Origin of the sequence: Microbacterium sp., from assembly GCF_052099035.1 — a bacterium.
GTDB lineage: Bacteria > Actinomycetota > Actinomycetes > Actinomycetales > Microbacteriaceae > Microbacterium.
In genome coordinates this window covers 1-25,907 of the sequence record NZ_JBQDSX010000016.1, presented here as the reverse complement: position 1 = coordinate 25,907, position 25,907 = coordinate 1, and the positions used below count along the sequence as shown (strand labels likewise).

The 25,907-nt window shown below is 66.0% G+C and carries 24 protein-coding genes, 2 tRNA genes and 1 pseudogene; 8 read left to right on the top strand and 19 right to left on the bottom strand.

Annotated elements, in window-relative coordinates; all coding sequences use genetic code 11:
• Positions 1–557: 557 nt before the first annotated feature.
• On the top strand, positions 558–1,052 hold the full coding sequence (locus ACTIAO_RS07160) for an endonuclease domain-containing protein (protein WP_441905596.1): 495 nt from the start codon (positions 558–560) through the stop codon (positions 1,050–1,052).
• 85 nt (positions 1,053–1,137) lie between these two features.
• Here ACTIAO_RS07160 and ACTIAO_RS07155 read toward each other — a convergent pair whose 3' ends face one another.
• Entirely contained in the window at positions 1,138–2,022 is an 885-nt protein-coding gene (locus ACTIAO_RS07155; protein ID WP_441905595.1) for an aminodeoxychorismate lyase, read from the bottom strand.
• 171 nt (positions 2,023–2,193) lie between these two features.
• On the bottom strand, positions 2,194–2,823 hold the full coding sequence (locus ACTIAO_RS07150; RefSeq protein WP_441905594.1) for a DNA-directed RNA polymerase subunit beta: 630 nt from the start codon (positions 2,821–2,823) through the stop codon (positions 2,194–2,196).
• A gap of 68 nt (positions 2,824–2,891) precedes the next feature.
• Between ACTIAO_RS07150 and ACTIAO_RS07145 the strand changes: the two genes are divergently transcribed.
• Positions 2,892–3,524 (top strand): trimeric intracellular cation channel family protein, encoded by a 633-nt coding sequence (locus ACTIAO_RS07145; protein WP_441905593.1) that lies wholly within the window; start codon positions 2,892–2,894, stop codon positions 3,522–3,524.
• Positions 3,525–3,892: 368 nt separating this feature from the next.
• Here ACTIAO_RS07145 and ACTIAO_RS07140 read toward each other — a convergent pair whose 3' ends face one another.
• From ACTIAO_RS07140 to topA, 7 genes are all read right to left on the bottom strand, one after another.
• Positions 3,893–4,588, bottom strand: a complete 696-nt coding sequence (locus tag ACTIAO_RS07140) for an IMPACT family protein (protein ID WP_441905592.1) — start codon at positions 4,586–4,588, stop codon at positions 3,893–3,895.
• Entirely contained in the window at positions 4,585–5,118 is a 534-nt protein-coding gene (locus ACTIAO_RS07135; protein WP_441905591.1) for a DUF1697 domain-containing protein, read from the bottom strand. The genes ACTIAO_RS07140 and ACTIAO_RS07135 overlap by 4 nt, the downstream gene beginning before the upstream one ends.
• 24 nt (positions 5,119–5,142) lie before the next feature.
• Positions 5,143–5,217: transfer RNA gene (locus ACTIAO_RS07130), tRNA-Thr, on the bottom strand.
• 60 nt (positions 5,218–5,277) lie between these two features.
• Positions 5,278–6,843: an alpha/beta hydrolase gene (locus tag ACTIAO_RS07125; RefSeq protein ID WP_441905590.1), complete on the bottom strand. Its 1,566-nt coding sequence runs from the start codon at positions 6,841–6,843 to the stop codon at positions 5,278–5,280.
• Positions 6,840–7,994 (bottom strand): DNA polymerase III subunit delta', encoded by a 1,155-nt coding sequence (locus tag ACTIAO_RS07120; protein WP_441905589.1) that lies wholly within the window; start codon positions 7,992–7,994, stop codon positions 6,840–6,842. Before ACTIAO_RS07120 ends, ACTIAO_RS07125 begins: the two co-directional genes overlap by 4 nt.
• 35 nt (positions 7,995–8,029) lie before the next feature.
• Entirely contained in the window at positions 8,030–8,656 is a 627-nt protein-coding gene (gene tmk / locus ACTIAO_RS07115; RefSeq protein WP_441905588.1) for a dTMP kinase, read from the bottom strand.
• On the bottom strand, positions 8,653–11,487 hold the full coding sequence (gene topA, locus ACTIAO_RS07110; RefSeq protein ID WP_441905587.1) for a type I DNA topoisomerase: 2,835 nt from the start codon (positions 11,485–11,487) through the stop codon (positions 8,653–8,655). The genes tmk and topA overlap by 4 nt, the downstream gene beginning before the upstream one ends.
• A 1,107-nt stretch (positions 11,488–12,594) precedes the next feature.
• Here topA and ACTIAO_RS07105 point away from each other — a divergent pair.
• A complete protein-coding gene (locus tag ACTIAO_RS07105; RefSeq protein WP_441905586.1) occupies positions 12,595–13,128 on the top strand; it encodes a hypothetical protein in 534 nt (177 codons plus the stop codon).
• Positions 13,129–13,276: 148 nt separating this feature from the next.
• On the opposite strand, the gene ACTIAO_RS07100 is transcribed toward ACTIAO_RS07105, so the two are convergent.
• Genes ACTIAO_RS07100 through ACTIAO_RS07080 form a run of 5 tightly spaced genes read right to left on the bottom strand, consistent with a single transcriptional unit; the run spans position 13,277 to position 16,109 of the window.
• Complete coding sequence (locus ACTIAO_RS07100) at positions 13,277–13,606, bottom strand: helicase (protein ID WP_441905585.1); 330 nt, start codon at positions 13,604–13,606, stop codon at positions 13,277–13,279.
• The gene (locus ACTIAO_RS07095; RefSeq protein WP_441905584.1) at positions 13,606–13,953 is read right to left on the bottom strand and encodes a TadE family type IV pilus minor pilin; all 348 of its coding nucleotides are present in this window, start codon (positions 13,951–13,953) and stop codon (positions 13,606–13,608) included. Before ACTIAO_RS07095 ends, ACTIAO_RS07100 begins: the two co-directional genes overlap by 1 nt.
• A gap of 25 nt (positions 13,954–13,978) precedes the next feature.
• The gene (locus ACTIAO_RS07090; protein ID WP_441905583.1) at positions 13,979–14,176 is read right to left on the bottom strand and encodes a DUF4244 domain-containing protein; all 198 of its coding nucleotides are present in this window, start codon (positions 14,174–14,176) and stop codon (positions 13,979–13,981) included.
• Between the two features lie 41 nt (positions 14,177–14,217).
• A complete protein-coding gene (locus tag ACTIAO_RS07085) occupies positions 14,218–15,114 on the bottom strand; it encodes a type II secretion system F family protein (RefSeq protein WP_441905582.1) in 897 nt (298 codons plus the stop codon).
• Positions 15,111–16,109 (bottom strand): TadA family conjugal transfer-associated ATPase, encoded by a 999-nt coding sequence (locus tag ACTIAO_RS07080; RefSeq protein ID WP_441905581.1) that lies wholly within the window; start codon positions 16,107–16,109, stop codon positions 15,111–15,113. Before ACTIAO_RS07080 ends, ACTIAO_RS07085 begins: the two co-directional genes overlap by 4 nt.
• A gap of 372 nt (positions 16,110–16,481) precedes the next feature.
• On the opposite strand from ACTIAO_RS07080, the gene acs reads away from it, so the two are divergent.
• On the top strand, positions 16,482–18,449 hold the full coding sequence (gene acs / locus ACTIAO_RS07075; protein WP_441905580.1) for an acetate--CoA ligase: 1,968 nt from the start codon (positions 16,482–16,484) through the stop codon (positions 18,447–18,449).
• A gap of 54 nt (positions 18,450–18,503) precedes the next feature.
• Here the strand turns inward: acs and ACTIAO_RS07070 are convergent, their stop codons facing one another.
• Both ACTIAO_RS07070 and ACTIAO_RS07065 read right to left on the bottom strand, forming a co-directional pair.
• On the bottom strand, positions 18,504–18,962 hold the full coding sequence (locus ACTIAO_RS07070) for a RidA family protein (protein ID WP_441905579.1): 459 nt from the start codon (positions 18,960–18,962) through the stop codon (positions 18,504–18,506).
• Positions 18,959–19,183 carry a hypothetical protein gene (locus ACTIAO_RS07065; RefSeq protein ID WP_441905578.1) on the bottom strand — a complete coding sequence of 75 codons (225 nt, stop codon included), beginning with the start codon at positions 19,181–19,183 and terminating at the stop codon, positions 18,959–18,961. The genes ACTIAO_RS07070 and ACTIAO_RS07065 overlap by 4 nt, the downstream gene beginning before the upstream one ends.
• Before the next feature lie 94 nt (positions 19,184–19,277).
• Between ACTIAO_RS07065 and ACTIAO_RS07060 the strand changes: the two genes are divergently transcribed.
• From ACTIAO_RS07060 to ACTIAO_RS07045, 4 genes are all read left to right on the top strand, one after another.
• Positions 19,278–21,845: a transglycosylase domain-containing protein gene (locus tag ACTIAO_RS07060; protein ID WP_441905577.1), complete on the top strand. Its 2,568-nt coding sequence runs from the start codon at positions 19,278–19,280 to the stop codon at positions 21,843–21,845.
• A complete protein-coding gene (locus ACTIAO_RS07055) occupies positions 21,836–22,786 on the top strand; it encodes a metallophosphoesterase (protein WP_441905576.1) in 951 nt (316 codons plus the stop codon). The genes ACTIAO_RS07060 and ACTIAO_RS07055 overlap by 10 nt, the downstream gene beginning before the upstream one ends.
• Positions 22,787–22,846: 60 nt before the next feature.
• Positions 22,847–22,920, top strand: a tRNA-Pro gene (locus ACTIAO_RS07050).
• A gap of 55 nt (positions 22,921–22,975) precedes the next feature.
• Entirely contained in the window at positions 22,976–23,770 is a 795-nt protein-coding gene (locus ACTIAO_RS07045; protein WP_441905575.1) for an HAD-IIB family hydrolase, read from the top strand.
• A 3-nt stretch (positions 23,771–23,773) separates the two neighbouring features.
• Here ACTIAO_RS07045 and ACTIAO_RS07040 read toward each other — a convergent pair whose 3' ends face one another.
• From ACTIAO_RS07040 to ACTIAO_RS07030, 3 genes and pseudogenes are all read right to left on the bottom strand, one after another.
• Positions 23,774–25,072 carry an alpha-hydroxy acid oxidase gene (locus ACTIAO_RS07040; protein ID WP_441905574.1) on the bottom strand — a complete coding sequence of 433 codons (1,299 nt, stop codon included), beginning with the start codon at positions 25,070–25,072 and terminating at the stop codon, positions 23,774–23,776.
• Between the two features lie 10 nt (positions 25,073–25,082).
• A complete protein-coding gene (locus tag ACTIAO_RS07035; protein WP_441905573.1) occupies positions 25,083–25,547 on the bottom strand; it encodes a FadR/GntR family transcriptional regulator in 465 nt (154 codons plus the stop codon).
• Between the two features lie 115 nt (positions 25,548–25,662).
• Positions 25,663–25,797: pseudogene (locus tag ACTIAO_RS07030) on the bottom strand (GntR family transcriptional regulator); the annotation flags it as partial.
• Positions 25,798–25,907: the final 110 nt, after the last annotated feature.

Genomic DNA, 25,907 nt, shown 5'->3' with positions numbered 1-25,907 from the left:
GAGACACGCCGAGGGCGAGTGTTGCCGTCTGGGATTCGGCGCACCTGACTCGTTCTGCACGGTTCCACTTCAGAGCAAGTTCTCCACCATTGGCGCCTTTTCGGCCTCGGTGGCTCTTCGCACAAGTGGATGCTCTGACGATGAGCTTCGTCCTAGCATCCACTGTTCTGCGCAAAATCGGCCCGATTGCACGCACACACGAGTTGCGTGCTGGAGGGGTCTCCAAGAACGAGATCGCGCGTGCCCATCGTGCAGGTGAGATCATCAAGGTCAGACAGGGCGTCTACGCTTCGGTCGGCGCTTCAGATGACCTGATCCACGCGGCCGAGCATGGGGGCGCACCTGGTTGCGTTACTGCGGGAAGACTGCACGGATTGTGGATGCTCGATGACGAGGACTGCGCAGAGTTTCATGTATGGCTTGGTCATACTGCCGAGCGTCACCGCTGCACCAGATCAGAATGTGACAACAGCATTCGTATCCACTGGGACGATGGCCGAGCCGCACTCGGCGCCCTGCCGCCCGTGCGCAATGTGCTGTTGCAGATCGCCTCGTGCATGGGCGAAGAATCCTTCTTCGTCGCCCTCGAGTCAGCGTTGAGGCAGAACAAGGTTCCGTACGGTGACATGCGATGGCTGCGTCGCCGTCTGCCCGAGCAATTGACATGGATGCTCCAGTTCGCGCGGGCGGATGCAGACAGCGGTCTTGAGTCGCTGATCAGACTGCGAATGCACCGTCTCGGCGTCACGATGCGATCACAGGTCTCGATCGACGGCGTCGGGGAAGTGGACTTCGTCATCGGCGACCGTCTGATCATCGAAGCCGACGGCAAAGAGAATCACGACGACGATCCGACCCGCCCGGCTCCGCCCCGCTCACGGCGCCACAAAGACCTTCTCCGCGATGCCAGAGCTGCTGCACGTGGCTACGAGACACTGCGGTTCGACTATGCGCTCATCGTCCATGACTGGCCGGTCGTCGAAGCAGCGATCCTCGCGAAGGTCGCTGAGGGCGCTCATCTGCGCGACTCGCTCCGGCCCATTGCGGCCTGAATCCCAGACGGTTCGCTCCGCCATGGGCGTGTCCCCCAGCAACACGCCGATTGGCGAGGGCTTCGTCTGGGATTCGGCCCACCGATCAGTCGCGCGGAGACAGCAGGTACTTGTTCAGTTCCGTGGTGAGGGCGTGGTCGACGGGCAGGGACTGGCCGTCAACAGCGGTGATGGCCACGGCCAGACGCACGCTGGAGACCAGCCACGCGGCATCCGCCCGGCCGAGATCCGATGCCCGGACCTGCTCGTACCCCGTCTCGAAGCCCCGCCCGGCCAGGAACTCGTACACGCTCAGCTGCGTCGTCCCGTGCAGGATGCCGCCGGTCGGCGCTGGTGTGATGAAACGATCCCCGAACCGGAGGATCAGCGATGCGGTCGGTGCCTCGAGCACGAAACCGTCGCTGGAGAGGAACACGGCGTCACCCGCTCCGCGCCGTCGCGCCTCACGCAACGCCGCCATGTTCACCGCGTAGGAAAGCGTCTTCGCTCCCAGCAGCAGCCACGGAGACCGCTCGGCGATGTCGAGCGGATAGCCGCGATCGAGCGTCACGATGCTCACGCCCGCCGAGCGCACTGCCGTGAAATCGGATGCCGGCGCCGCCGTGACCCACGCGGTGGGTGTGGGTCCGTGCTCCACTCCCCTGCTGAGAATGAGCTTGATCACCCACTCTCCGGCCGGGCACTCCGCAGCGGCGACGGCGATCGCCTGACGCCACTGTTCGAGATTCGGCTCAGGAAGGTCGCAGATGCGGGCTGAGTTCGCCAGGCGCTCGAGGTGCGCTGTGACCTCCTGCGCGTGCGAATCGACGACACCGATCGATTCGAAGACGCCGTCGCCCCGCTGCGTGCTCAGCTCTCCGACGCTGAGGGCGGGTGCGGCAGCATCCACCACGGTGAACGTGCCCGCGAAATCGGCACGCTCCTGACCGACGCCGACCGGACCGAGGATCAATGCGAAGCGCTGGGACATGAGACGACTCTACGGCCACGCTCAGGAATACCACCGGCACCGAGACGTTACAATTGAGTGGCCGGGCCGCATAACCCCGGGCTCCAAATTTTGCCGCTTCGAGCGGCCTTCCGCCGTGAGGCGTTCTTGCGGCCCGGTCTTTCTTTTCTTCGAAGCCAGCTCAGCGCCGCATCAGTTCAACTCGCCGACGCGCCACAGGCCGGCCGCAGCGCTCAGGTCCCCCGCGTAGAGGTGCAACCGCCGCGCCCGTGTGGTGAGCTCTGTCGCTCTGGCGGGTTCGGTCGTCTCGTAATCGTCTGCCAGGTGCGTCGCCCCCGACACCTGCACCCGGCAGAACGCCGCGGCGCGGTCGAGCGCGACCGAGAAGTCCCCTTGGAACACCCCGCGCAGGATCGTGTCGATCAGCGCCACAAGCTCCTGCGGGCTCGCCGGTACGGGAGCGCCCGCAACGACGGCATCCGCAGAGGCGAGTTCGACGCGACCGCGCTCGTACAGCAGCGCCGACGTCTGAGAATCGGTGTGGATCGCAAGTTGCAGCAGGTACAGCCGCCACAGCGCTCCCGGCAGCGAGACGGCTGGAGCACTCGCCCACAGCTCCGCGATATCGTCGATACCGTTCTCGGCGGTGAAGGCGATGAGCCGCTCCGTGCTCTCCCCCGTCGAATCATCGCGCGCCCGTGTCAGCAGAGCGGATGCCGTCTCGTGCGCGATCCGCACGGCCTCCGTCGAATCGGCGGGGCCGACGAGGTTGTCGAACGCAGCCGAGGGGCGGCGGACAGGACGGTGGAACTGCTCAGGCATCCGTCCAGAGTACTCGCGGGGACATATCCTTGCCTCATGTGGTTCTCCGCGATCCTCGGTGCGAGGGCATGAACTGGGCATTGACGCTCGATCTGTTCGGGACGTTCTTCTTCGCCATTTCAGGATCGCTGTTGGCCGCCCAGCGCGGCTACGACATCGTCGGCTCTCTGCTGCTGGGCAGCGTCACGGGCCTCGGCGGCGGCGTGATCCGCGACCTGATCATCGGAGTGCCGCCGACGGCTTTCGCAGAGCCGATCCACCTGGCGGCTCCGGTCGCCGCGGCAGTGCTGGTGTTCTTCCTCTCCCATGGGATCGAGCGGTACTCCCGCCCACTGCTGATCTTCGACGCGGCCGGTCTCGCACTTTTCTGCACGACCGGCACGGTGAAAGCGCTCGAAGCGGGGATGAATCCCGTCGCGGGGCTGTTGCTCGGAGTGACCACCGGCGTCGGTGGTGGACTGCTGCGCGACGTCGTCGCCAACCGCGACCCGCAGCTGTTCAACTCCAACGACCTGTATGCGGTTCCGGCCTTCCTCGGTGCAGCGATCGTCGCGAGCCTCTGGTTCACCGCTGTCCCGAACCTGGTCACGGTCTTCGCCGCGGCGATCGTGGTCTTCGTGTTCCGTGTGCTGTCGTTGCACTTCCACTGGCGCATCCCGCATGCCAAGGGGCAGCCGCGGAGAGGAAGGACCTCCGAATGAGTGTCGTAACCGGCGGGCGCGTGGCTCGGGGCGGGATCGGGAAACGGCTAGACTTGCACATGCGGGCCTCTAGCTCAGTTGGCAGAGCATCGGACTTCAACAAAAAATAGGAGCGCCTCGGGGGAAACTTCGGGGATGACACCACTCAAAGTCGGGGAACCCTTCCTGGGAAACCAGATGGCAATCCCGAGCCAAGCCGGACGCAAGTCCGGAAGGTGTAGAGACTGGACGGGTGGCACCTACGGCGAAAGCCACGGTGAAGGGACAGTCCAGACCACGAACGCCCTGTGGGCGGCGGCGAAAGTCGAAGTGGCATGTTAATCCGCGGGTCACGGGTTCGAGCCCCGTGGGGCCCACCGCACATAGCCTCAGCGAGCGCGGGTGTTTACGACGCCCGCGCTCGGTGACGGCGCGCCCCGCGGCACGTCGACGAGCTTCTCCACCCCGGTCGGGGTCGCGGACACTGCACCGGCCGAGGCTTCCGCGATCTCTGCGGTGAGCTCCGGAACAACTGCAGGCGGCGCCCACACCACGAACGAGGCCTGCGCGCCGTAGTCCGGCTCGCCGAGCACGGCATCATGGGCGGGTGCCCAGTCGCGCAGCAGATTGTCGAAGCGACCGGCATCCGCATGGTCGACGGCCATCGTCACTTCGGCGAGCACCCGCCGGTCGACGAGCTGCGCGAGATCCAGCGCCTCGGAGACCGCACTCGAATACGCCCGAACCAGCCCGCCCGCACCGAGCTTGATCCCCCCGAAGTACCGCGTGACGACGGCGACGACATCCGTCAGCTCGCGTCGCCGCAGAACTTCGAGCATCGGCACACCAGCCGTCCCGGACGGTTCTCCATCATCCGACGAACGAGCCCGATCTCCGAGAGCACCGGTGACCTGCGCCGCGCAGTTGTGCCGTGCACCCCATGCCTGCTTCTTGACCGCGGCGATCACGGCATCCGCCTCGTCCGGTGACGAAACGGGCGCGACGTGCGCGATGAAGCGCGACTTCTTGATCACCAGCTCATGATCGACAGCCCGCGCGATCGTCGCCGGGTACTCCCGGCTCATGCGGTCAGCTCGGCAAGCTTGCGGGTCGTGCGCAGGTTGCGCGCGGTACCCGCCACACCCAGTGCACGATCGAGGACGGCCCTGGTCAGCTTGGTCGCGCGAACGCCGTCCTCGCTGTAGTTGATCCACAGGTCGCGCCCGATCAGGGCGAGCTCCTCCCCCGGCACGAGACGCCCCGTGAGCGCGTCGATCGCCCCCGCGGACGGCTCGCCCTCGAGGAACATCGCATGCACGAGCTTCTCGACCCCATTCTCGAATGGGCACGCCTCGAGCAACGCGACGAGCTCGTCATGCGTACGGGAGATGACGGGGGTGTCGACGTCGAATTCGGCCGCGATGACCTCGCGGACGCGTGAGCATGCGGATGCCGCATCGGCCGGCGCATCGCAGATGATGTTGCCGCTCGCGATGTACGTCGAGACGTGCTGCAGATCGGCCTCGGATGCCAGCACCTCGCGCAGCCGAGTCATCGGAACACTGTTGCGGCCGGAGACATTCACCGCCCGGAGAAGCAGCACGCTGCGAGTCATATGTCGAGCCTACGCTGAGGGTATTGGAGCCCCGAGTCAGGATTGAACTGACGGCCTTCCCATTACGAGTGGGATGCTCTACCACTGAGCTATCGGGGCGTGACCTGACGGGTCAGGCACGAGAGTCGATATTACCCTGTCCGCGCCCTCACCGCGAAATCACTCGCACTTCACATCGGCATCGGGAACCGTGTCGTCGAGGAAGTACGCATCAACCGCGTTGTCGACGCACACGTTACCCTTGTTGTAGCCCGTGTGGCCCTCTCCGACGCGGGTGATGAGCACACCCTCCTGGAGCTGCTTCGCGAGCGAAACAGACCACTCGTAGGGCGTTGCCGGGTCGTTGGTCGTCCCGACGACGAGGATGGGCCCTGCGCCCTCGGCATGGATCTCTCCGCGGGTGCCGGTCGGCGGGTACGGCCAGACCTCGCACGAATCCGGACCGGACCAGTACGGTGCGATGGTCGGAGCCCCCTCTGCGACCTTCGCATCGGCAGCATCCTGAGCGGCCTGGTCGTCCTCGACCGGATAGTCCATGCAGTTGTACGCCCGGAACGCCTCACTGGAGTTATCGAGGTACGCACCGTTCTCACGTGCGTTGTAGAAGTCGGCCAGGACGAATGCGACATAGGGATCGCCCTGCAGCGCGCCGTCGAGCGCCTGCGTGAGGTAGTCCCAGCTGTCCGGCGAGTAGAGCGCGGCGATGATGCCGGTCATGAGCGAATCGGCGCCGAGCATGCGGCCGTCGTCGTTCTTCAGCGGTGCGCGGTCCACGGCCGCGAGAAGCGCCCCGAGGTCGGCCATCGCCTCGTCGACGGTGCCGTTGAACGGGCAGGTGTCCGAATCGAGACAGGACTGCATATACGCACGCAACGCCGACTCGAAGCCGAGTGCCTGCGTGGTTCCGACCTCGATACCGGAGACGGCAGGATCGATCGCACCGTCGAGCACCAGGCGACCGGCCTTCTCGGGGTAGAGCTCCGCGTAGGTCGCTCCGAGGAAGGTGCCGTACGAGTAACCCAGGTAGTTCAGCTGCTTGTCGCCCAGCACAGCACGGATGAGATCCATATCACGAGCCGAGTTCACCGTCGTGACGAAGGGCAGGATGCCGTCGCTGCTCGCCTCGCATGCATCAGCGAACTGCTGGTTGCGCTCGGTGAGCTCCGCCTCCCACTCGTCGGTGCCGCGAGGAGCTGCCGGAATGTCGTACAGGTACGCATCCATATCGGTGGCGTCGAAGCATGCGACGGCGGTCGAATCGCCGACGCCACGCGGGTCGAATCCGATCACGTCGTAGTTGTCGGCGAGGTCCTCGCTGACCGCGTACCCGACGCTGTCGAGGATGAAGTCGCGCCCGCTCGCCCCGGGACCACCGGGATTCGTCAGCAACGATCCCATGGCCTGACCGGTCGCCTGATGGCGCACGATCGAGAGTTCGATCTCGCCCGCACTCGGGTTCTCCCAATCGAGCGGAGCCGTGACGTAGGTGCAGTCGAACGCCGCACCACCACGGTCGCACGCGGTCCAATCGAGCGTCTGCTCGTAGAACGGGAGGAGATCCGCCGAGACGCCGTCCGTGTCCGGGGCGTTCGTCGTGGATGGCCGAGGCGATGCCTGTTCCGGAATCATGGAATACAAGCATCCGCTGAGCATCATGGATGCCGCGGCCAGCCCTGCGGTGATCGTCACGAGCCGTCGCAGGCGAGAAGTCTGTCGGGTGTTCACGGTTTCCTCCCGCTCGCGACGGTCACGAGCAAACTCTCCAGGGCGAGCGTCGGTGCGACGTTGCGCTCCAACGACTCTCTGGTCTCGGCAAGATGGTCGAGCACCACCAGAGTACGTTCCACCGGCCACGCGCTCGCGAGCGCGCCCAGATCGTCGCTGAGCTCGCGGTTGATCAGGTCGTGGCTTCGCCCGTACTGCAGCATGACCACGTCGCGGAACATCGACTGCATATCGGTGAGGACGCGATCGATGCCGTCACGCAGGCTGCGCGTGGCACGCTTCTTCTGATCGTCTTCCAGAGCCGAGATCTGCGCGCGCAGCGCCGGTGGCACAGCCTGCCCCTCGCCGATGCCGACCGTGCGAAGAAGCGATGCGCGCTCGGCAGCATCGCGCTCGGCCGTCAAAGCCTTGGCGTCGTCGGTGGCCGCCTGAATGATCTCTCCGGCGACCTCGACCGCGCTTCCCACACCGCGCACGGACAACACAGACCGCAACGTGGAGTCGCGCCGCCTGCGCGCCGACTCGTCTGTCGCCAGACGCTGCGCCATGCCGATGTGCCGCTGCGACAGCCGCGCGGCCTGCTCGGCCACGGCAGCATCGGCGCCCGTGCGCTCGATGATCAACCGGGCGACATCGTCGACATCGGGCTCGCGCAACCGCAGCGGACGCACACGGGAGCGGATGGTCGGCAGCAGGTCGGCCTCGCTCGGGGCGCAGAGCACCCAGACGGTGTTCTCGGGCGGCTCCTCGAGAGCCTTCAGGAGAACGTTGGACGTGCGCTCGACCATGCGATCGGCGTCCTCGACGACGATGACGCGGTACCGGCCAGCGGAGGGCGCGAAGTACGAGCGCTCGACCAGCGCCCGCGCCTCTTTGATCGTGATGATGACCTTGTCGGTGCGCAGCGCCGTGACATCGGGGTGCGTGCCGGCGAGCACTTGACGCATCGTCTGCTCATCGTCAGGACCGTCGGCGATCAGCGCCGCCGCGAACGCATAAGCGAGTGTGGAGCGACCGGAACCGGGCGGACCGGTAATCAGCCACGCATGCGAGAGCGCCGCCGGATCGGATGCCGCCTGCCGAAGCGCCTCGACCGCGGCATCCTGCCCCCACACGTCCGCCCAGGGGAACGGCGCGAGGGTAGCTGTCATGCACTCAGCCTAACCGGCACCACCGACACGGCCGCTCAGAGCAGCGGAGATACGCGAGCGCGGATGAGATCGGCGATCGACCGGGCGGATGCCGCGGCATCCACCACAAGGAATCGCTCGGGCTCTGCCTCCGCCAGCGCGAGATACGCCTCGCGCACGCGCGTGTGGAAATCGAGCTTCTCCGCCTCGAGACGGTCGAAGGGCTTGTCCGCGGAATCCAGGCGGACACGCGCAGCAGCAGGATCGAGGTCGAGCAGCACGGTGAGGTCGGGAAGTGCACCCTCTGTCGCCCACAGCGAGAGATCGCGGACTTCTGCTCCGTCGAGCACGCGCCCCGCGCCCTGGTAGGCCACTGACGAATCGAGATAGCGGTCCTGCAGCACGATCTCGCCGCGGTCGAGCGCGGGCTGTACGACGGTCGCCACGTGATGTGCGCGGTCAGCGGCGTACAGCAGCGCCTCGGCGCGCGGCGCGATGTCTCCGCGGTGATGCAGCACGATGTCACGAATCAGCTGTCCGACCTCGCTGCCGCCGGGTTCACGGGTTCGCACAACCGCACGTCCGGCATCCCCCAGCCAGGCCTCGAGCAGCTCGGCCTGGGTGGTCTTCCCCGAGCCGTCGCCGCCCTCGAGAGTGATCCAGAGCCCGGGTCGTGCGGTCACGCCTTTGCCTTGTTCGCGGCGCGAGTCGCGGCTGCCTTCTTCGCCGCTGCCGATCGAGCCGCCGCCTTCTCAGCATCCGTCTTGGTGGCCGTCTTCTTCGTGGCCGCCTTCTTCGCGGGTGCCTTCTTAGCAGCGGGCTTCTTCGCGGGCGCTTTCTTCGCGCCGCGCTTGGGCGCGGGTCCCTTGGCGCGCTTGTCGGCGAGCATCTGCACGGCGATCTCGAAGGTGATGTCTTCCGGCTTCTGCCCCCGCGGGATCGTGACGTTCGTCTCGCCATCGGTGACGTACGGCCCGAATCGTCCGTCGCGCACGCGGATAGCCTTGCCGCTGACGGGGTCGGCCTCGAATTCGGCGAGGGCGCTGGCGGCACGGCGAGACCCCGCGCCGTACTTGGGCTGGGCGTAGATCGCGAGGGCCTCGTCGAGCGTGACGTCGAAGATCTGCTGCTCGCTCTCGAGCGACCGCGAGTCGGTGCCCTTCTTCAGGTACGGACCATAGCGGCCGTTCTGCGCGGTGATCTCGTCACCGGACTCCGGGTCGGTGCCGACCACGCGCGGCAGGCTCAGGAGCTTCAGCGCCGTCTCGAGGTCGACAGTGTCGACCGACATCGAGCGGAACAGCGATCCGGTGCGCGGCTTGGGAGCATCCTTCTTCGCCGTCTTCTTTTTCTTCGGGGCGTCCACGACTTCACCCGTTTTCTCGTCGACGACGGGAGCTTCCTCAGGAAGATTCTCCTGCACGTACGGACCGTAGCGGCCGTCCTTGACGACGATGACGCGGCCGTTCTCAGGATTCTCCCCGAGCACACGGTCACCGGCGACGGGAGCGTCGATGAGCTCCTGCGCCTTCTCGGCCGTGAGCTCATCAGGAGCGAGATCCTCGGGTACGTTGACGATGCGTCCGCGCTCATCGGGCTTGGCGGGGTCGATGACTTCGAGGTAGGGACCGTACTTGCCGAACCGGAGCGTTGCGGTATCGGTGATGCGCGTCGAGTTCAGCGCGCGGGCGTCGATCTCACCGAGGTTGTCGACGACCTGACGGAGCCCGACGTGTGCGTCGGATCCGAAGTAGAAGGACTTCAGCCATTCGACGCGCTTCTGCTCGCCGCGTGCGATGGCGTCGAGATCATCCTCGAGCGCCGCGGTGAAGTCGTAGTCGATCAGCTCGGCGAAGTGCTCCTCGAGCAGTCGCACGACGCTGAATGCCATCCAGGTCGGCACGAGCGCCTGCCCGCGCTTGGTCGCGTAGCCGCGGTCGATCACGGTGCCGATGATGCTGGCGAACGTCGAGGGACGACCGATGCCGTGCTCCTCGAGTGCCTTGACCAGCGATGCCTCAGTGAAACGAGGCTTCGGCGTGGTCTTGTGCCCCTTCGCCTCAGCATCCGACATCGCGAGCTCGTCGCCGACGGCGACGGCGGGCAGGGACTGATTCGAATCCGCGTCGGTGTCGCCGCGCTTCTCGTCCTTGCCTTCTTCGTACGCCTCGAGGAATCCCTTGAACGTGTACACGGTTCCGGATGCCGTGAACTCGACGTTCTTCGCGGTGCCTGTACTGAGTTCCGCCGAAGTGTCGACTCCGATCGTGACCGTGGTGGTCTCGTATTTCGCGTCGGCCATCTGGCTGGCGACGGTGCGCTTCCAGATCAGGTCGTAGACGCGCAGCTCTTCGCGATCGAGCTCGCCGGAGACCGATGAGGGCTTGCGGAAGTTGTCACCCGAGGGGCGGATCGCCTCGTGCGCCTCCTGGGCGTTCTTGCTCTTGGACTTGTACACGCGAGGCTTCAGCGGCACGGCATTGTCGCCGTAGAGCGCGACAGCCTGGCTGCGCGCCGCCTGCACGGCCTGAGTGCTGAGTGCGACCGAGTCGGTTCGCATATAGGTGATGAAGCCCTTTTCATACAGGCGCTGGGCGACGCTCATCGCCTGTTTGGCGCTCATCGAGAGCTTGCGTCCGGCCTCCTGTTGGAGGGTCGACGTCGTGAACGGCGCGTACGGGCTGCGCGTGCCGGGCTTGGCTTCGACCTTCGTGACCGTGCCAGCACCGGCAGCATCCACGGCGTGCGCGAGAGATGTGGCGTCCTTCTCGGACAGGACGACGACGGCCTTCTTCAGCTTTCCGCTGTCGTCGAAGTCGGTGCCGCGGGCGAGCTGGCCGCCATCGACGCGCACCAGGCGCACGCGGAACGCCGTCCCGGAAGATGCCGACGCGTCGACATCCCAGTACTCGGCGTTCACGAACGCCATGCGCTCGCGTTCCCGCTCGACGATCATGCGCGTCGCCGCGGACTGCACCCGGCCGGCGGACAGACCGGTCTTGACCTTGTACCAGAGCACCGGCGAGACGTCCCAGCCGTACAGCCGGTCGAGGATGCGACGGGTCTCCTGCGCATCCACGAGCGCCAGGTCGAGCTCACGCGTGTTGCCGATGGCCGCCTGGATGGCGTCCTTGGTGATCTCATGGAACACCATGCGCTTGACGGGGACCCTGGGCTTCAGCGTCTCGAGCAGATGCCAGGCGATCGCCTCACCCTCGCGGTCCTCATCCGTTGCGAGCAGGAGCTCGTCGGCACTTTTGAGCGCACGCTTGAGTTCGGCGACGGTCTTCGTCTTGCGATCGGAGACGACGTAATAGGGATCGAAGCCGTTGTCGACGTCGATCGAGTACTTCCCGTAGGCCTGCTTGTCAGCGGCAGGGATGTCCTTTTTATCTGCGAGGTCGCGGATGTGACCGACGGAACTGAGTACCTCATAGCCATCGCCGAGGTACCCCTGAATCGACCGCATCTTCGTCGGGGACTCGACGATGACGAGCTTCTTGCCTTCAGCCAAGGGTGCGTCCTTTCTACATAGAACTCACATAACCCTAGTTCCCAGTGAGGTCTTCCCAGGCAGGGATGATCCGCCAGCGCACTCCGCGCTCGCCAAAGTGCGCGACTGGCGAATCTCCACGCTCGCGATCAGCGAACGAAAGTGCTGGGGACCCGTACGGGTCCCCAGCACTTTCCGATCCAGCTTGACCTAACTGAAGGTCCCTGCAGCGCCGACGGGCGAAGAGGTCGCGAGCATCTTGATCCGCTTGGTTGAGGCTACCTCGCCCCAGGGAACCGAAGTTCCTCCGCTACTGCCGCTGCCTCCGCAACCGATTGAGGCATAGATCGCGTTATAGTGGCCGCCCCCTGGGTACGAGTACCACTGGTATCCACGTCCTTGAAGGCATGCCGAACCGAGGGAGTTTCCATCCACCGTCCAGCCGTACCCTACCCGAGCGGTTCCGTCGAACCCGATGTGTGAGCACCCATACACGGAGTAGTGCCAGGTGCCACTTCCGGGAGCAACCCAGCCGCGCGTGCAGCTTGCGACGGCAGCTTTGTCCATCGTATTCACCCGCGACACGTCGGCGCGCGTACCGTCGCCGTAAACAACTTCGATGCTGCTCACAGGTATCGCGTCGCCGTTCCCGTCAAAAACCAAAGCGGGAGCCTGCGGGTCGAATTCAGGCATCACAGCGATGTTGGTTGGCTTCCCGTCGATCAGAAGCGTGGCGTCGAGCGGCTCGACGGCAACTGATTCGGAGTACTGCTCCGGCGGTATCGGCTGCGGTGTCTCACCCGCATACGCCGGACCGCTGATCACCCCAGCAGCCACTACCAAGAGAGCTACTGCTGACAGAGTTGACCTAATCTTCATTGATTTCCCTCCGTTATTTCATTACCCCCGGACCAGCGCCCCGGCCACCACGATAGGGGGACGCAATCGGGTGAAACAAGGACTCTGGGAGAATCACCTGCAGATCAGGCAGGACGACGGGCATGCTCGAATCCGCGCTAGCGTGGACTTATGCATGGACGCAGATTCTCATGGCTGTTGGGCGGAATCGGACTGGTTGCGTGCAGTGTTTCTGGCATTGTTCGTGGCTCCATACCCGGCACTCCTGCGGTGAACAACACGCTGATACTTCTTGGTGACGTGCTGTGGGCGAGCGCCATCCTCATCTTGACTATCGGCCTGAGCCGCGAGGGTAGCGTCGTCGCACGCAAGCCGCTGGGAGTAACGGCCTCGATCGTCGTAGCCGTGTGGCCGCTAACGACCACGCTGGTCTCTCTCGGTATCAGCGCCCAGAATCCAGGGCAGGCTTCGCCCTGGCAGTTCTGGATGTATCTGTCGATGCTCGTTTCACTCATGTTCGGGCTGATTGCCGCAGTACAGGTGGCGCGCATCCGTGCAGTACCTGCTCCGTGGAACTTGGCCCCGCTCTGGGCGCTCGGCGTTCAAACAGTTGTGTGGGTTGTCCCCCAGTTGATCAACGTCGCAGCGCCAGCGACCTTTGCGGAGATGGGTACCGTCATCCCTGCACTTGGGACCCTCGGTTTTCTGGCAACCACGCTGGGCCTTGGCGTCGTGGCAATAGTGCTCTCGAACCGTCCTCAAGCAGAGTCGATCCTGGTGTTCGAGTCTTCGCCTCCCGAGTAGCCGTACGTCTGTCAGCCACTATGACTCGTCACACTCCGCGGCCCCGGTGATGGGTTATGTGTGCGCTCTATATTCGAAGCACACCATACACACCACTGTCGTGGTGCGCTCACAGCGGAGCCATGAGTGGAGTCTCGGGTGGATGCCGTCAGAATCCCTCGGGTGGCCCAGCACGGGCTCGGGAGACGGCAGCTAGTCCAGCGTACGCCGCCTCAACCTGCACGGTCGCCACAAGCCCGTCGATCGTGCAGTCGGAGAGGGTCGCATCGGATGCCGCGGCCACTCTCGCTGCGAGCACGCAGGGGTCATCGTCCGTGATGACCGCACCGGACGCGGCATCCGCTGCGGCGAGGGCCGCCGCATCAGCAGCGCCGGCGGCGCGCTGGGTGGTGACTGCGGCACCGCCCAGCGCCGCGAGGCCGACGGCCAAACCTGCGGCAACGGCGAGCACACTGGCCGAGAGCGCGGTTCCCGCCATCACAGGCCTCCGCTGAGCGCACAGCTCGAAGCCGTCAACGGGACGCTGATGAGCCGACCGATCTGCGCGTCGATCCGTGCGCTGACGCAGATGAAATCCCCGCGCGCTTCGCTGGACACGGCGGCTCCGCCGATCGATGCTGTCACGGCGGCATGCGCGGTGGCATCGCTCTCACCGCGACCGAGAAGACGCGCCGCATCGGCGACAGCATCCTGCAGCGAAACGAGTTGCGCCGCTGCTCCCAGCGCACCCGCCCCCAGCAGCAGCGTGAGGACCACTGCCGGAAGCGCGAGCGCGAACTCGGCAGCGACAGAGCCGCGCTCCGCATCCGCTCCCGACCTGGACATCATCGAAATCATGCGGCGCACGGCGTCACGCGACGGTCAGCGCCCGGCGTACGAGGTCAGTGAGAATACCTCGCACCTCATCCGAGCGCATGATGACCACGAGCAGTCCAGCGAAGGCGACCGCGGCCATGGTCGTGATCGCGTATTCTGCGGTCGCCGCTCCGGACTCGTCCGTGAACAGCCCGGCAGCACGACGGGTGGTGAGGGTGGGGATGGTATTCATGTGTTCCTTCTTTCTTGTCGTTTTCTTCTGTGGTGCTGCCGTCAGATCGGCAGCGGGGTGGATGCGAGGACAGAGAGGATGAGCGGTGCGACGCCGAGCAGCAGGAATGCCGGCAGCGTGCACACCCCGAGCGGGATCAGCAGTTGCGAAGAGAGTCTGGCCGCACGCATCCGGCCACTCACCCGCGATTCGTGGCGGTCCTGCGCCGCCGCCGCACGCAGCAGCTCGCCCGCCGGCACACCGGCTGCCCGCGACAGCGCGAGCACCTCGGTGGTGCGGTCGGCACCGACCAGACCGCGCGCCGGACTGTCATCGACCAGCCGCAGCGAGCGATCGATGGAGGTGCCGCCAGCGAGTGCCACCGCCACCAGTTCGGCGTGCATGCCGGGTGTTCCCGGCGCCGGCCGCGCCCTGCGCAGCAGACGGGAGGTCCACAGCCGTGCGCCGAGCACGAGCAGCAGGCCCGCCCCGAGACAGGCGGTCCCCATCGGATTGGTCACGAGGATGCTGACGGTGTCGAATCCGAGCGCGAAGCCGAGAAGAAGCCCGGCGAAGGGCATCCACAGCAGAAGCCGCGCGGTTCCGGCCGGCTCCGCGAGGGCGATGCGCACGTCGTCTGCGGCCGAAGCCGCGTCCAGCATCGTCTGCGCGAGCGACCTCAGCACCTCGGCGAGGGGTGCGCCCACCGTCGTTGCCACCTCCCAGGCAGCGGCGACATCAACCCATGCGCCGCCCTGGGCCTCGATCGCCACGACGAGCGGGACGCAATCGTCGCAGCGTGCCACGACGCTCTGCGCTTGCTCGTCTCCCGAGTCGGCGAGATGCCGCCACGCGCTCGTCGGTGCGGATCCCGCCTGCAGCAGCACCGCAAGAGTGCGGACCGAGACAGCCGCGGCCTGCGCACCGTCATCCGCTGCCGGGCGCCTGCGCAGATTCACCACGGTTGCACCTCTTCGATATCGAGACGTTCATCGCGCAGCAGGAACCGGCCGGCCTGCATGAGTCTGCGCACACCGTCGGGGCCGCGCCCGAGATGCAGTACCACGGTGAACGCGCTGACCGCCTGCCGGGCAAGAGCCGTGGCATCCATGCCTGCGAGCGCGCCCAGTGCCTCGAGCCGGGCCGGAACGTCCACCAGTCCACTGGCGTGGAGCGTTCCGGCGCCGCCATCGTGCCCGGTGTTCAGCGCCGAGAGCAGTTCGCGGACTTCTTCGCCACGGCATTCCCCCACGATCAGTCGATCAGGGCGCATGCGCAGTGACTCGCGTACCAGCCGGGCCAGGGTTATGGAACCTGCCCCCTCCAAGTTCGACTGCCTCGCCTCGAGCGCCACATGGTGCGGATGTGAGGGTCGCAGCTCGGCGACGTCCTCGATCGTGACGATCCGTTCGCTGCTCGGTACGGCATGCAGCAGCGCCGACAGCAGCGTCGTCTTGCCCGTCCCCGTGCCGCCGCTGATGAGAACGTTCGCTCGATCGGCGACCAGCTGCTCCAGCCATGCCCGCTGGCGATCATCGAAAGCGCCGAGTTCCGCGAGAGCGTCGAGATCCGCTGCGCGTATCCGCGGGATACGCACCGAGACCGCCGTACCTCCGGTCGAGACGGGAGCGAGAACCGCATGAACACGGATGCCGGAGGCCAGGCGCACATCGACGCACGGCGACTGGTCATCAAGATGACGACCTCCGGCCCCGATGAGAGCGACAGCGAGATCGCGCGCTTCTTTCTCTGACGCCGCCCATGTCGGCACACGCTCTGCACCATCGCCACGATCGACGAACAGCCCGCTCGCACCGTTGACGAAGACATCCGTCACCAGCGGATCTGCACAGTGCTCGGCAAGGGGGCCGAGGGCGGTATCAACGGGCACCGTACCGGGGAGATCAACGGCCGATGCGGTTCCGCGCGGCTGGATGACGAATGGCTGTGGCATGCCCCGACGCTATGGGCCACGGCATCCGCTCTGGGTGCCCGAACACAGGTTCTGTGCGCAACTCGCGCATTCTTCGCATCGTGGAGAAATACTGCACCGGTGATCGAAAAATACTGCGCCGGTGAACGAAAATGGGCGGCACCTCACGGGGGGAATGAGATGCCGCCCAGATGACGCACCGCAATCGAGTGAGCGGGTGCGCCGAGGCCGGAAATGTTTCGGCTGTCGTCGAGTGTACGAGGTGAAACTCGGTTCACAAAACCCACCGCACTACTCACTTTCGGCAGTATTGACGGGCATAGGGTGGGGCTAGATTCGCTCTGTCAATGTCGTGCCCTGTGCATGATCCGTCCCGCCGCAAAGGAGCGCGCCATGAGCAGCCAGATCGACCACCTCCTCGACGAGACCCGGCAGTTCCCACCCTCGGCGGAGTTCGCCGCTGCCTCCGTCGCAAAACCCGAACTGTACGATCGCGCGGATGCCGACCGCGAAGGCTTCTGGGGCGATCAGGCCCGGGACCTGCTGCACTGGCACAAGCCGTTCACCCGAGTCCTCGACTGGTCGGCGCCGCCTTTTGCCAAGTGGTTCGATGACGGAGAGCTCAACGTCGCGTACAACTGCCTCGACCGCCACGTCGACGCAGGCAACGGTGACCGTGTCGCCCTTCTCTGGGAAGGTGAGCCGGGCGACTCCCGCCGCATCACGTACGCCGAACTCACCGACGAGGTCAAGCGCGTCGCCAACGTGCTCGAGGGCCTGGGTATCGGTGCCGGCGACCGCGTGGCCATCTATCTTCCGATGATTCCCGAGGCCGTCGCCTCGATGCTCGCCGTCGCCCGACTCGGTGCGATCCATTCGGTGGTGTTCGGCGGCTTCAGCGCCGACAGCCTGCGCTCGCGCATCGACGACGCTGGAGCGAAGGTCGTCATCACCGCCGATGGTGGCTACCGCAAGGGGAAGGTCTCCCCCCTCAAGCCCGCCGTCGACCTGGCGCTCAGCGACCGCGGTGACGGCGAACAGCAGACCGTCGAGCACGTCCTGGTCGTCAAGCGCGGTGAGAACGACGTCGAGTGGACAGCGGACCGGGACCTCTGGTGGCACGATGTCGTACCGGCAGCCTCTGCCGATCACGTCGCACAGGCCTTCCCTGCCGAGAACCCGCTGTTCATCCTCTACACCTCCGGCACCACGGGAAAGCCCAAGGGCATCCTGCACACCTCCGGCGGCTACCTCACCCAGGCTGCGTACACGCACAGGAACGTGTTCGATCTCAAGCCCGAGACCGACGTGTTCTGGTGCACAGCAGACATCGGCTGGGTCACCGGACATACCTACGTCACCTACGGTCCTCTCGCCAACGGCGCCACCCAGGTCCTCTACGAAGGCACCCCCGACACTCCGCATCCGGGGCGCTGGTGGGAGCTCATCGAGAAGTACAAGGTCTCGATCTTCTACACCGCGCCGACCGCGATCCGCTCGTTCATGAAGTCCGGCCGGGCGATCCCGCAGAAGTTCGATCTCTCCTCGATCCGCCTGCTCGGATCGGTCGGTGAGCCCATCAACCCCGAGGCGTGGATGTGGTACCGCGAGGTGATCGGCGCGAACAAGACCCCGATCGTCGACACCTGGTGGCAGACCGAGACCGGCGCGATCATGGTCTCGCCTATGCCCGGCGTGACTGCGACCAAGCCGGGGTCAGCACAGGTTCCGGTGCCCGGAGTCTCGATCGACGTCGTCGACGAGTCCGGGAGCGAAGTCGGCAACGGCAATGGCGGTCTGCTCGTGATCACCGAGCCCTGGCCGGCCATGCTGCGCGGCATCTGGGGTGACCCGGAACGCTACAAGGAGACGTACTGGGACAAGTTCGAGGACCAAGGCTACTACTTCGCCGGTGACGGCGCACGCCTGGATGCCGACGGCGACCTCTGGCTGCTCGGGCGCGTGGATGACGTGATGAACGTCTCCGGACACCGACTCTCCACCGCCGAAATCGAATCCTCTCTCGTCGCGCACGAATCCACCGCTGAGGCCGCCGTCGTCGGAGCATCCGATGAGACCACCGGTCAAGCAGTCGTCGCATTCGTGATCATCAAGGAGAGCTACCTGGCCGCTCACGATCCTGCGGGCCTTGCCACGCAGCTGCGCAGCTGGGTCGGCGAGCAGATCGGTGCAATCGCCCGCCCGCGCGACGTCTACATCGTCGGCGAGCTGCCCAAGACCCGCTCCGGCAAGATCATGCGGCGCCTGCTGCGCGACGTGGCCGAGGGCCGCGAAGTCGGCGACACGACGACGCTCGCGGACACCGCGGTCATGAGCATCATCTCCGCGCAGGTCAAGTAACCGCGCCCCTTCGACAGGCTCAGGAACCGACCGGTTGCTGAGCCTGTCGAAGCATCAGGCGAGGATGAAGGTGACCTCGACCTCGACGGGGCTGTCCAGCGGCAGCACGGCGACGCCGACGGCCGCGCGAGCGTGGCGTCCGGCGTCACCGAAGATCTCACCGAGCACTTCGCTCGCGCCGTTGATGACACCGGGCTGGCCGGTGAATGACGGGTCGGATGCTACGAAACCACCCACGCGCAGCACGCCGCCGATCTTCTCCAGCCCGCCTGCGGCGGCCGCCGCGGCAGCCAGCGCGTTCAGCGCGCACGTGCGAGCGTAGTCCTTGGCCTCATCGGCTGTGACCTCGGCGCCGACCTTGCCCGTGGCAGGCAATGCCCCCGCCGCGAACGGCAGCTGGCCCGAGGTGTACACGAGTCCGCTGTGCACGGCTGCGGGGACGTAAGCGGCGACGGGTGCCGCGACCTCAGGGAGATTGAGGCCCAGCTCCTCCAGTCGTGCGGCGACGCTCACGCGGCACCGTCCTCGAACTGGCGCGAGGCCTCGGCCGCGGCAGCAAGGCCGGCGCTGTTGGATCCGTCACCTGCAACGGGACGCTTGAAGTACGCGACCAGGCCGCCTTCGGGCCCTGGGACGACCTGCACGAGCTCCCAGCCCTGCTTTCCCCAGTTATTGAGGATTGCGGCGGTGTTGTGGATCAGCAGCGGGGTTGTCAGATATTCCCACGTGGTCATGGCACTCCTGCACGTCGTTTTGCGGATGTTGTCGATGCCTGAGATCGCCGAGCGTCAAAGGCGCTATTCAGGGAACTCCCCTACGATCTAGCGTATGCCTCAGAAGAATCGCACGGCGACAGGTGTGCTCGGCGGTCTGCTTGGACTCGTCGGGCTCAGCGCCATCGCCGGGATCCTGGTGACCGCGACGGTCACGCCCGCACTGGCTGTCGCCGGTGCCGCCGGATCACAAGCTCTCGATCTGTTCGAAAAGCTTCCGTCGTACCTCGAGATCGACGCGCCGATGGAGCCGAGCACGATCTACGCGATCGGCGGCGACGGCAACCCCGTCGCGCAGGCCACGTTCTTCGATCAGAACCGTACGCAGGTCTCATTCGACCAGGTCAACCCGGTCGTCTACGACGCGATCCTCTCCAGTGAGGACAAGGACTTCTACGAGCACGGTGGAATCAACCTCGGCGCCACGGTCAAAGCTCTCGTCGACAACGTCCGCGGCACGTCCACACGTGGCGCCTCGACGATCAGCCAGCAGTACGTCAAGAACGTCCTCGTTCAGCAGTGCGAGCAGGGTGTGCTCCCCGGTGCAGAAGACTACGGCAACAAGATCGCCCAGTGCTGGCTGGATGCGACCAACGCCACCGGCGCCGATGGCGTCGAGCGCAAGCTGCAGGAGATGCGCTACGCGATCCAGATCGAGAAGGACTACTCGAAGAACGAGATCCTGCTCGGCTACCTGAACATCGCCAGCTTCGGCGGAACGGTCTACGGCGTCGAAGCTGCCGCGAACTACTACTTCAGCACCTCGGCCGCGAACCTGACTGTCGCGCAGGCCGCGACCCTCGCCGGCATCGTGCAGAACCCGAACACCTATCGCATCGACCAGCCGGGTGGCACCTCGACCGACGCAGACGGCAACGGCATCAACGGCGCAGACGACGGCTACAGCCGCACGCTCCAGCGTCGCGACTATGTGCTGGGCCGCATGCTCGCGGATGGCAAGATCACCCAGGAGCAGTTCGATGAGGCGGATGCTTCGCCGATCGAGCCCGCGATCACGCCCCCATCGCAGGGCTGCGTCGCCGCAGGCAACAACGCCTACTTCTGCCAGTACGTGAAGACCGTCATCCTCAGCGATCCCGCCTTCGGCGACACCCCCCAGGAGCGCACGAAAGCGCTCTACCGCGACGGTCTGAAGATCTACACCAGCCTGGACTTGCGTGTTCAGGACCCGGCCGTCGCAGCCCTCAAGGATCGCGTGCCGGCGAACTACGACAACCAGTATTTCGGCGCCGCCGGCGTCACGATCGAGCCGGGCACCGGCCGGATTCTCGCGATGACGCAGAACACCAACTTCCAGGAGACCGCGACCGAGGACCAGGCCTACACGAGCCTCGTATTCGCCTCGGATGCCGCTCACGGTGGATCCGGCGGATTCCCGGTCGGATCGGCGTACAAGGTGTTCACGCTGATCGACTGGCTCGAAACCGGCCACTCCGTCAACGAGTCCATCAACGGACGCAACCAGACGCTGAAGATGAAGGCATCCTGCACGAACTCCACGTGGGATTTCGACACCGATGAGGTCGGTAACTTCAACGGCGTCTCCGGATACACCGGAACTCCCATGAGGTTCACTCGAGACTCGCTGAACTCCGGATACTTCGCGATGGCATCCCAGCTCGACATCTGCGACATCAACGGCGTCGCGGACCGCCTGGGCGTCAACCTCGGCAACGGCGGCAAGACAACAGACCAGAATGTGCCCTTCGATGTCCTCGGCTCGAAGTACATCTCGCCGTTGGACATGGCCGGCGCCTACGCGACGGTCGCGAACAAGGGCATCTACTGCACCCCCGTAGCGATCGACAAAGTCGTGAGCCAGAAGGGTGAAGAACTCCCCATTCCGAAGTCCGACTGCTCCCAGGTGCTCTCTCCCGAGGTCGCTGCCACGGCCGCATATGCCCTGCAAGGTGTGATGGAGCGCGGCGGGACCGGTGCAGATGCCAACCCCTGGGACGGCACCCCACTGATTGGCAAGACCGGTTCGCACAACGAGTACTCGACGATGATGATCGAATCCAGCACCAAGGCAGCGACGGCGGTGTTCGTCGGGCGCTGGCAGGGCGACGCCAACATCTGGGGTATGTGGACTGAGAACGGTTACGAGCTGCAGAACATCCGCTATGACATCGCCCGCGACATGCAGGCCGCAGCCGATGCACTGCTGGGCGGCGGCGACGAATTCCCGCAGCCCGACCAGAACCTCATCCGGCGCGTCCTCGTCGATCTCCCGAGCGTGGTGGGCATGTCCGTCGATGACGCCACCTACACGCTGGAGAATTCCGGGTTCTCGGTGAACGTCGGCACTCCCGTCGACAGCGATCTCGCTGTCGGCACGATCGCCACGCAGGACCCGGGTGCCGGACAGGTCAGCAGCGGCACGAGCGTCACGATCTCGCCGAGCAATGGGCAGGGTGCCACCGTCCCGGATGTCGTCGGTCAGAAGGCGAAAGCCGCCGTCGACGCACTGCACGCGGCCGGATTCAACAACGTGAGCCAGCATCCATCCTGCAATGAGGATGATGCGAAGGTCGCATCGATGTCCCCGGCATCCGGCAGCGCGTCCAACAAGACTGCGACGGTGACTCTCAAGTGCAAGTAGCGCGCACGCGCTCCGTTCACCCGGCCCTCATCGCGCTCGGCGCGGTGGGGGCTGCCGGTGTCGCCTGCGGCGTGTGGGGCATCGGCATCGAGCGCTATCTGTTCACGCTCCGAGAGGCGACTGCAGCGGCACTGCCCGCGGGGTCGGCACCGCTTCGCGTGCTGCACATCTCTGATGCCCACATGGCACCCTGGCAGCATCGCAAGCAGGAATGGCTGGCATCTCTCGCCGATCTCGAACCCGACCTCATCGTCAACACCGGCGATAACCTCGGCCACCGCGACGGGCTCATCGGCATCCGCCACGCGTTCGAGCCGTTCGCCGGCATACCCGGTGTATTCGTACACGGGTCCAACGACGTGCACGGTCCGACGCCGCGCAACCCGCTCCGATACTTCTCCGGCCCCTCCCAGCGCCATGCTCAGCCCGAACGACTCGATACCGAGGCGCTCGATGAGTTCCTCGGCGCGGAACTCGGCTGGGCGGATCTGAACAACGCCGCCACACGCATGCGCATCGGCGACCGGAATGTCGATTTCTTCGGTGTCAATGATGCTCACCGCGACTGGGACGACCTGGATGCGCTGCCGGATGCCATCGCCGACCTCGGCGCCCGGGATGCCAGCACTCCCCTGCTCGGCGTCACCCACGCGCCGTATCAGCGCGTGCTGAACACGTTCACCGATCTCGGCGCGCAGGCGATCTTCGGTGGCCACACGCACGGTGGACAGGTGTGCCTGCCGTTCTACGGCACCCTCGTGGCGAACTGCGATATCCCTCTGAAGCAGGCGAAAGGCTTGAGCACCTGGACACACAGCGGGCGCAGCATCCCGCTCAACGTCAGTGCCGGATGCGGCACATCGATCTACGCCCCCGTGCGCTTCGCGTGCCGCCCCGAGGCGACTCTGCTCACTCTGACCGCGCGAGACACGCCCGCGTGACCGGCAGGTCGCCTCGATTCGGTACGGCAGGTTTTTGCCTGTAGACTCGAACGGTTGCAACGGGGTGTGGCGCAGCTTGGTAGCGCGCTTCGTTCGGGACGAAGAGGCCGCAGGTTCAAATCCTGTCACCCCGACAGTTGCAGGAAGGTCGCCCTCCGGGGCGGCCTTCTTCCATATCTTGGAGACATCATGACTTCACTGCGCCCGACCACCCCGCGTCTGGTCGCCTTCGACCTCGACGACACGCTCGCACCGTCGAAGAGCGCGATCGATCCACGCATCGCGGCGCACCTGCGCGCGCTGCTGCGCGTCGTCGACGTCGCGATCATCTCCGGGGGGAACGAGGCGCAGTTCCGCTCTCAAGTGATCGCCCAGCTCGGCGATGCGGATGCCGCGGAACTCGTCCGCCTGCACCTGCTGCCCACGTGCGGCACCAGGTATCTGCGGCATGACGGCGAGGATTTCGTCGCCGTCTACGCCCACGACCTCTCCGATGACGAGAAGTCCGCGGCGCTGAATGCACTCCGCGAAGAGGCCGAGCGGCTGGGGCTCTGGGAAGCGAATCCGTGGGGCGAGATCCTCGAGGATCGCGGATCGCAGATCACGTTCTCGGCTCTCGGACAGCAGGCTCCCGGTGATGCCAAGCACGCCTGGGATCCCTCCGGCGAGAAGCGCCTGCAGCTGCGCGACGCCGTCGCCGCCCGGGTTCCCGACCTCGAGGTGCGAGCCGGCGGGTCGACCTCGATCGACATCACCCGCGCCGGCATCGACAAGGCCTACGGCATGACGGCGCTCACCGAGCACACCGGCATCTCGCTCTCCGACATGCTGTTCTACGGCGACCGCCTCGATGTGGGCGGCAACGACTACCCCGTGCTCGCGCTCGGAGTCCGCTCGATCGCGGTCACCGGCTGGGAGGACACCGCCGCGCAGCTCGACGAGCTGCTGCCGACGCTGTCCGCCCCTGCGGTTTCCGGTCCCTGAGCCTCAGCGCGCGGCAGCCTCCACGGCATCCCGAGCGATTGGGGTCAGCCGCTGCAGCTGGGTGACGTGCCCGGGATCGAGCTCTGCCAGCGAGGCGACGCCGAGCAGGCGCATCGTCCGCTCGATCTCGGTGCGCAGGATCTCGATCGTCCGGTCAACACCCTGGCGCCCGCCCGCCATCAGCCCGTACAGGTACGCGCGTCCGATGAGCGTGAAGTCGGCGCCGAGCGCGACAGCGGCGACGATGTCAGCCCCGTTCATGATGCCGGTGTCCATCATCACCGTGAAATCATCACCGACGGCCTTGCGCACGGCCGGGAGCAGGTGGAACGGGATGGGCGCGCGGTCGAGCTGACGCCCGCCGTGGTTCGACAGCACGATGCCGTCGACGCCCTCGCCCTTCAGACGCACGGCGTCTTCGACGTTCTGCACACCCTTGATGACGATCTTGCCGGGCCACAGGCTCCGGATCACCGCGAGGTCGTCGTAGCTGATCGTGGGATCCATCGCAGCATCCAGCAGTTCGCCGACCGTGCCGCCGGTGGTGCTGAGAGACGCGAACTCGAGCTTCGGCGTCGTGAGGAAATCGAACCACCACCAGGGGCGCGGGATCGCATTGATGATCGTGCCGAGGGTGAGCTGCGGGGGGATGCTGAACCCGTTGCGCTTGTCACGCAGCCGAGCCCCCGCCACGGGAGTGTCGACCGTGAAGTGCAGGGTGTCGAAGCCCGCTGCGGCCGCGCGGCGCGTGAGCTCGTAGGAGATCTCCCGGTCGCGCATGACGTACAACTGGAACCAGTTCCGCGGAGGGACCGGTCCCTGAGCCTGTCGCGGTCCCTGAGCTTGTCGAAGGGTCTCGGCCTTCACGCCCTCGATCGACGTCGTCCCGAGGGTCGAGAGGGTAAACGGGATGCCGGCCGCCGCCGCCGCCCCCGCACCGGCGATCTCGCCCTCGGTCTGCATGAGACGGGTGAAGCCGGTCGGGGCGATGCCGAACGGGAGGGCGCTGGGGCCCCCGAGGATGTCGACGGACGTGTCGACCTCCGGTGCCGGCCGAAGGATGCCGGGATGGAACTCGACGTCCTCGAACGCCTGACGAGCGCGGGCGAGGGAGATCTCGCCCTCCGCCGAGCCGTCCGTGTAGTCGAAAGCGGCCTTCGGAGTGCGGCGCTTGGCGATGGTGCGCAGATCGTTGATCGTGAGCGCCCCCTCGAGGCGGCGCTTGCGCCCATCGAGCTCGGGCTTCTTGAACTTCATCAGCTCGAGCAGCTCGGCGGGGTTGGGGAGTTGTCGCTGGACCATGGGTCGCCTCTCAGTCGTTCCGGTCAGTGTTCGTCGTCAGTCCGGCAGCGGTGTAGTAGCCGGTGATGTGGCTGTGGACGAGTCGGCGCGCAGCATCCGCATCACCCGCGTCGATCGCCGTGACGATGTCGCGGTGCTCTGCGCGCAACCGCGCCGTCATGGCGTCCCAGTTGTCGATCTGCTCGGATCCGGTGAGCACGTAGGACTCGATGGCGGTGCGAAGCCCGGCCATCATCGCCGCGATCACGGAGTTGCCGCTGGATTCGGCGAGAGCCAGGTGGAGCTGCGCATCAAGGGCCAGGAACTCGGCTGCGGCGAGCCCATCCGCATCCATCGCGTCGAGGATGCGGTGCGCATCCGAGGTGTCGCGTCCACGGTCCGATGCGAGGGATGCCACGACCGCGTCTTCGAGGACGAGACGGGTGCGCACGACATCCGCCAGCGGGAAGCCCTGCGCGGCCACCTGCAGACGCATGAGAGCCGACAGCCCCCCCGGAGGGCGTGGCGATCACGATCGCGCCGGAGGAGGGCCCTGAGCCGGTCGAGGTGCGGATCAGCCCCATCACCTCGAGGACGCGGAACGCCTCTCGGACGCTGGAGCGGCCGACTCCGAGATCGGCCGCGAGGTCGCGCTCTGACGGGAGCCGGTCACCGGGGCCGAGTCGCCCGTCGAGGAGATCGCGCTCGATGTGCTCGAGCACGAGCTGCCAGGCACGTTCCGCCATTGATCCCCCTGTGGTCAGACCACAGATTACCTCGCGTGGTCAGACCACGCAAGCGCGCGACGTGCCTCAGCTTCTTTGAGCGTGTGGGATGTGCTGGTGCCTCACGTACT

Coding starts and splice junctions, on each gene's coding strand:
- ACTIAO_RS07040 (WP_441905574.1), bottom strand. CDS start 25,072: ATGGTCCAGCGACAACTCCCCAACCCCGCCGAGCTGCTCGAGCTGATG.
- ACTIAO_RS07155 (WP_441905595.1), bottom strand. CDS start 2,022: ATGTCCCAGCGCTTCGCATTGATCCTCGGTCCGGTCGGCGTCGGTCAG.
- ACTIAO_RS07100 (WP_441905585.1), bottom strand. CDS start 13,606: ATGGCGGGAACCGCGCTCTCGGCCAGTGTGCTCGCCGTTGCCGCAGGT.
- ACTIAO_RS07045 (WP_441905575.1), top strand. CDS start 22,976: ATGACTTCACTGCGCCCGACCACCCCGCGTCTGGTCGCCTTCGACCTC.
- acs (WP_441905580.1), top strand. CDS start 16,482: ATGAGCAGCCAGATCGACCACCTCCTCGACGAGACCCGGCAGTTCCCA.
- ACTIAO_RS07080 (WP_441905581.1), bottom strand. CDS start 16,109: ATGCCACAGCCATTCGTCATCCAGCCGCGCGGAACCGCATCGGCCGTT.
- ACTIAO_RS07150 (WP_441905594.1), bottom strand. CDS start 2,823: ATGCCTGAGCAGTTCCACCGTCCTGTCCGCCGCCCCTCGGCTGCGTTC.
- ACTIAO_RS07065 (WP_441905578.1), bottom strand. CDS start 19,183: ATGACCACGTGGGAATATCTGACAACCCCGCTGCTGATCCACAACACC.
- ACTIAO_RS07145 (WP_441905593.1), top strand. CDS start 2,892: ATGAACTGGGCATTGACGCTCGATCTGTTCGGGACGTTCTTCTTCGCC.
- ACTIAO_RS07120 (WP_441905589.1), bottom strand. CDS start 7,994: ATGACAGCTACCCTCGCGCCGTTCCCCTGGGCGGACGTGTGGGGGCAG.
- ACTIAO_RS07140 (WP_441905592.1), bottom strand. CDS start 4,588: ATGAGCCGGGAGTACCCGGCGACGATCGCGCGGGCTGTCGATCATGAG.
- ACTIAO_RS07035 (WP_441905573.1), bottom strand. CDS start 25,547: ATGCGTCTGCAGGTGGCCGCGCAGGGCTTCCCGCTGGCGGATGTCGTG.
- ACTIAO_RS07060 (WP_441905577.1), top strand. CDS start 19,278: ATGCCTCAGAAGAATCGCACGGCGACAGGTGTGCTCGGCGGTCTGCTT.
- ACTIAO_RS07135 (WP_441905591.1), bottom strand. CDS start 5,118: ATGACTCGCAGCGTGCTGCTTCTCCGGGCGGTGAATGTCTCCGGCCGC.
- ACTIAO_RS07160 (WP_441905596.1), top strand. CDS start 558: ATGGGCGAAGAATCCTTCTTCGTCGCCCTCGAGTCAGCGTTGAGGCAG.
- ACTIAO_RS07090 (WP_441905583.1), bottom strand. CDS start 14,176: ATGAATACCATCCCCACCCTCACCACCCGTCGTGCTGCCGGGCTGTTC.
- ACTIAO_RS07095 (WP_441905584.1), bottom strand. CDS start 13,953: ATGTCCAGGTCGGGAGCGGATGCGGAGCGCGGCTCTGTCGCTGCCGAG.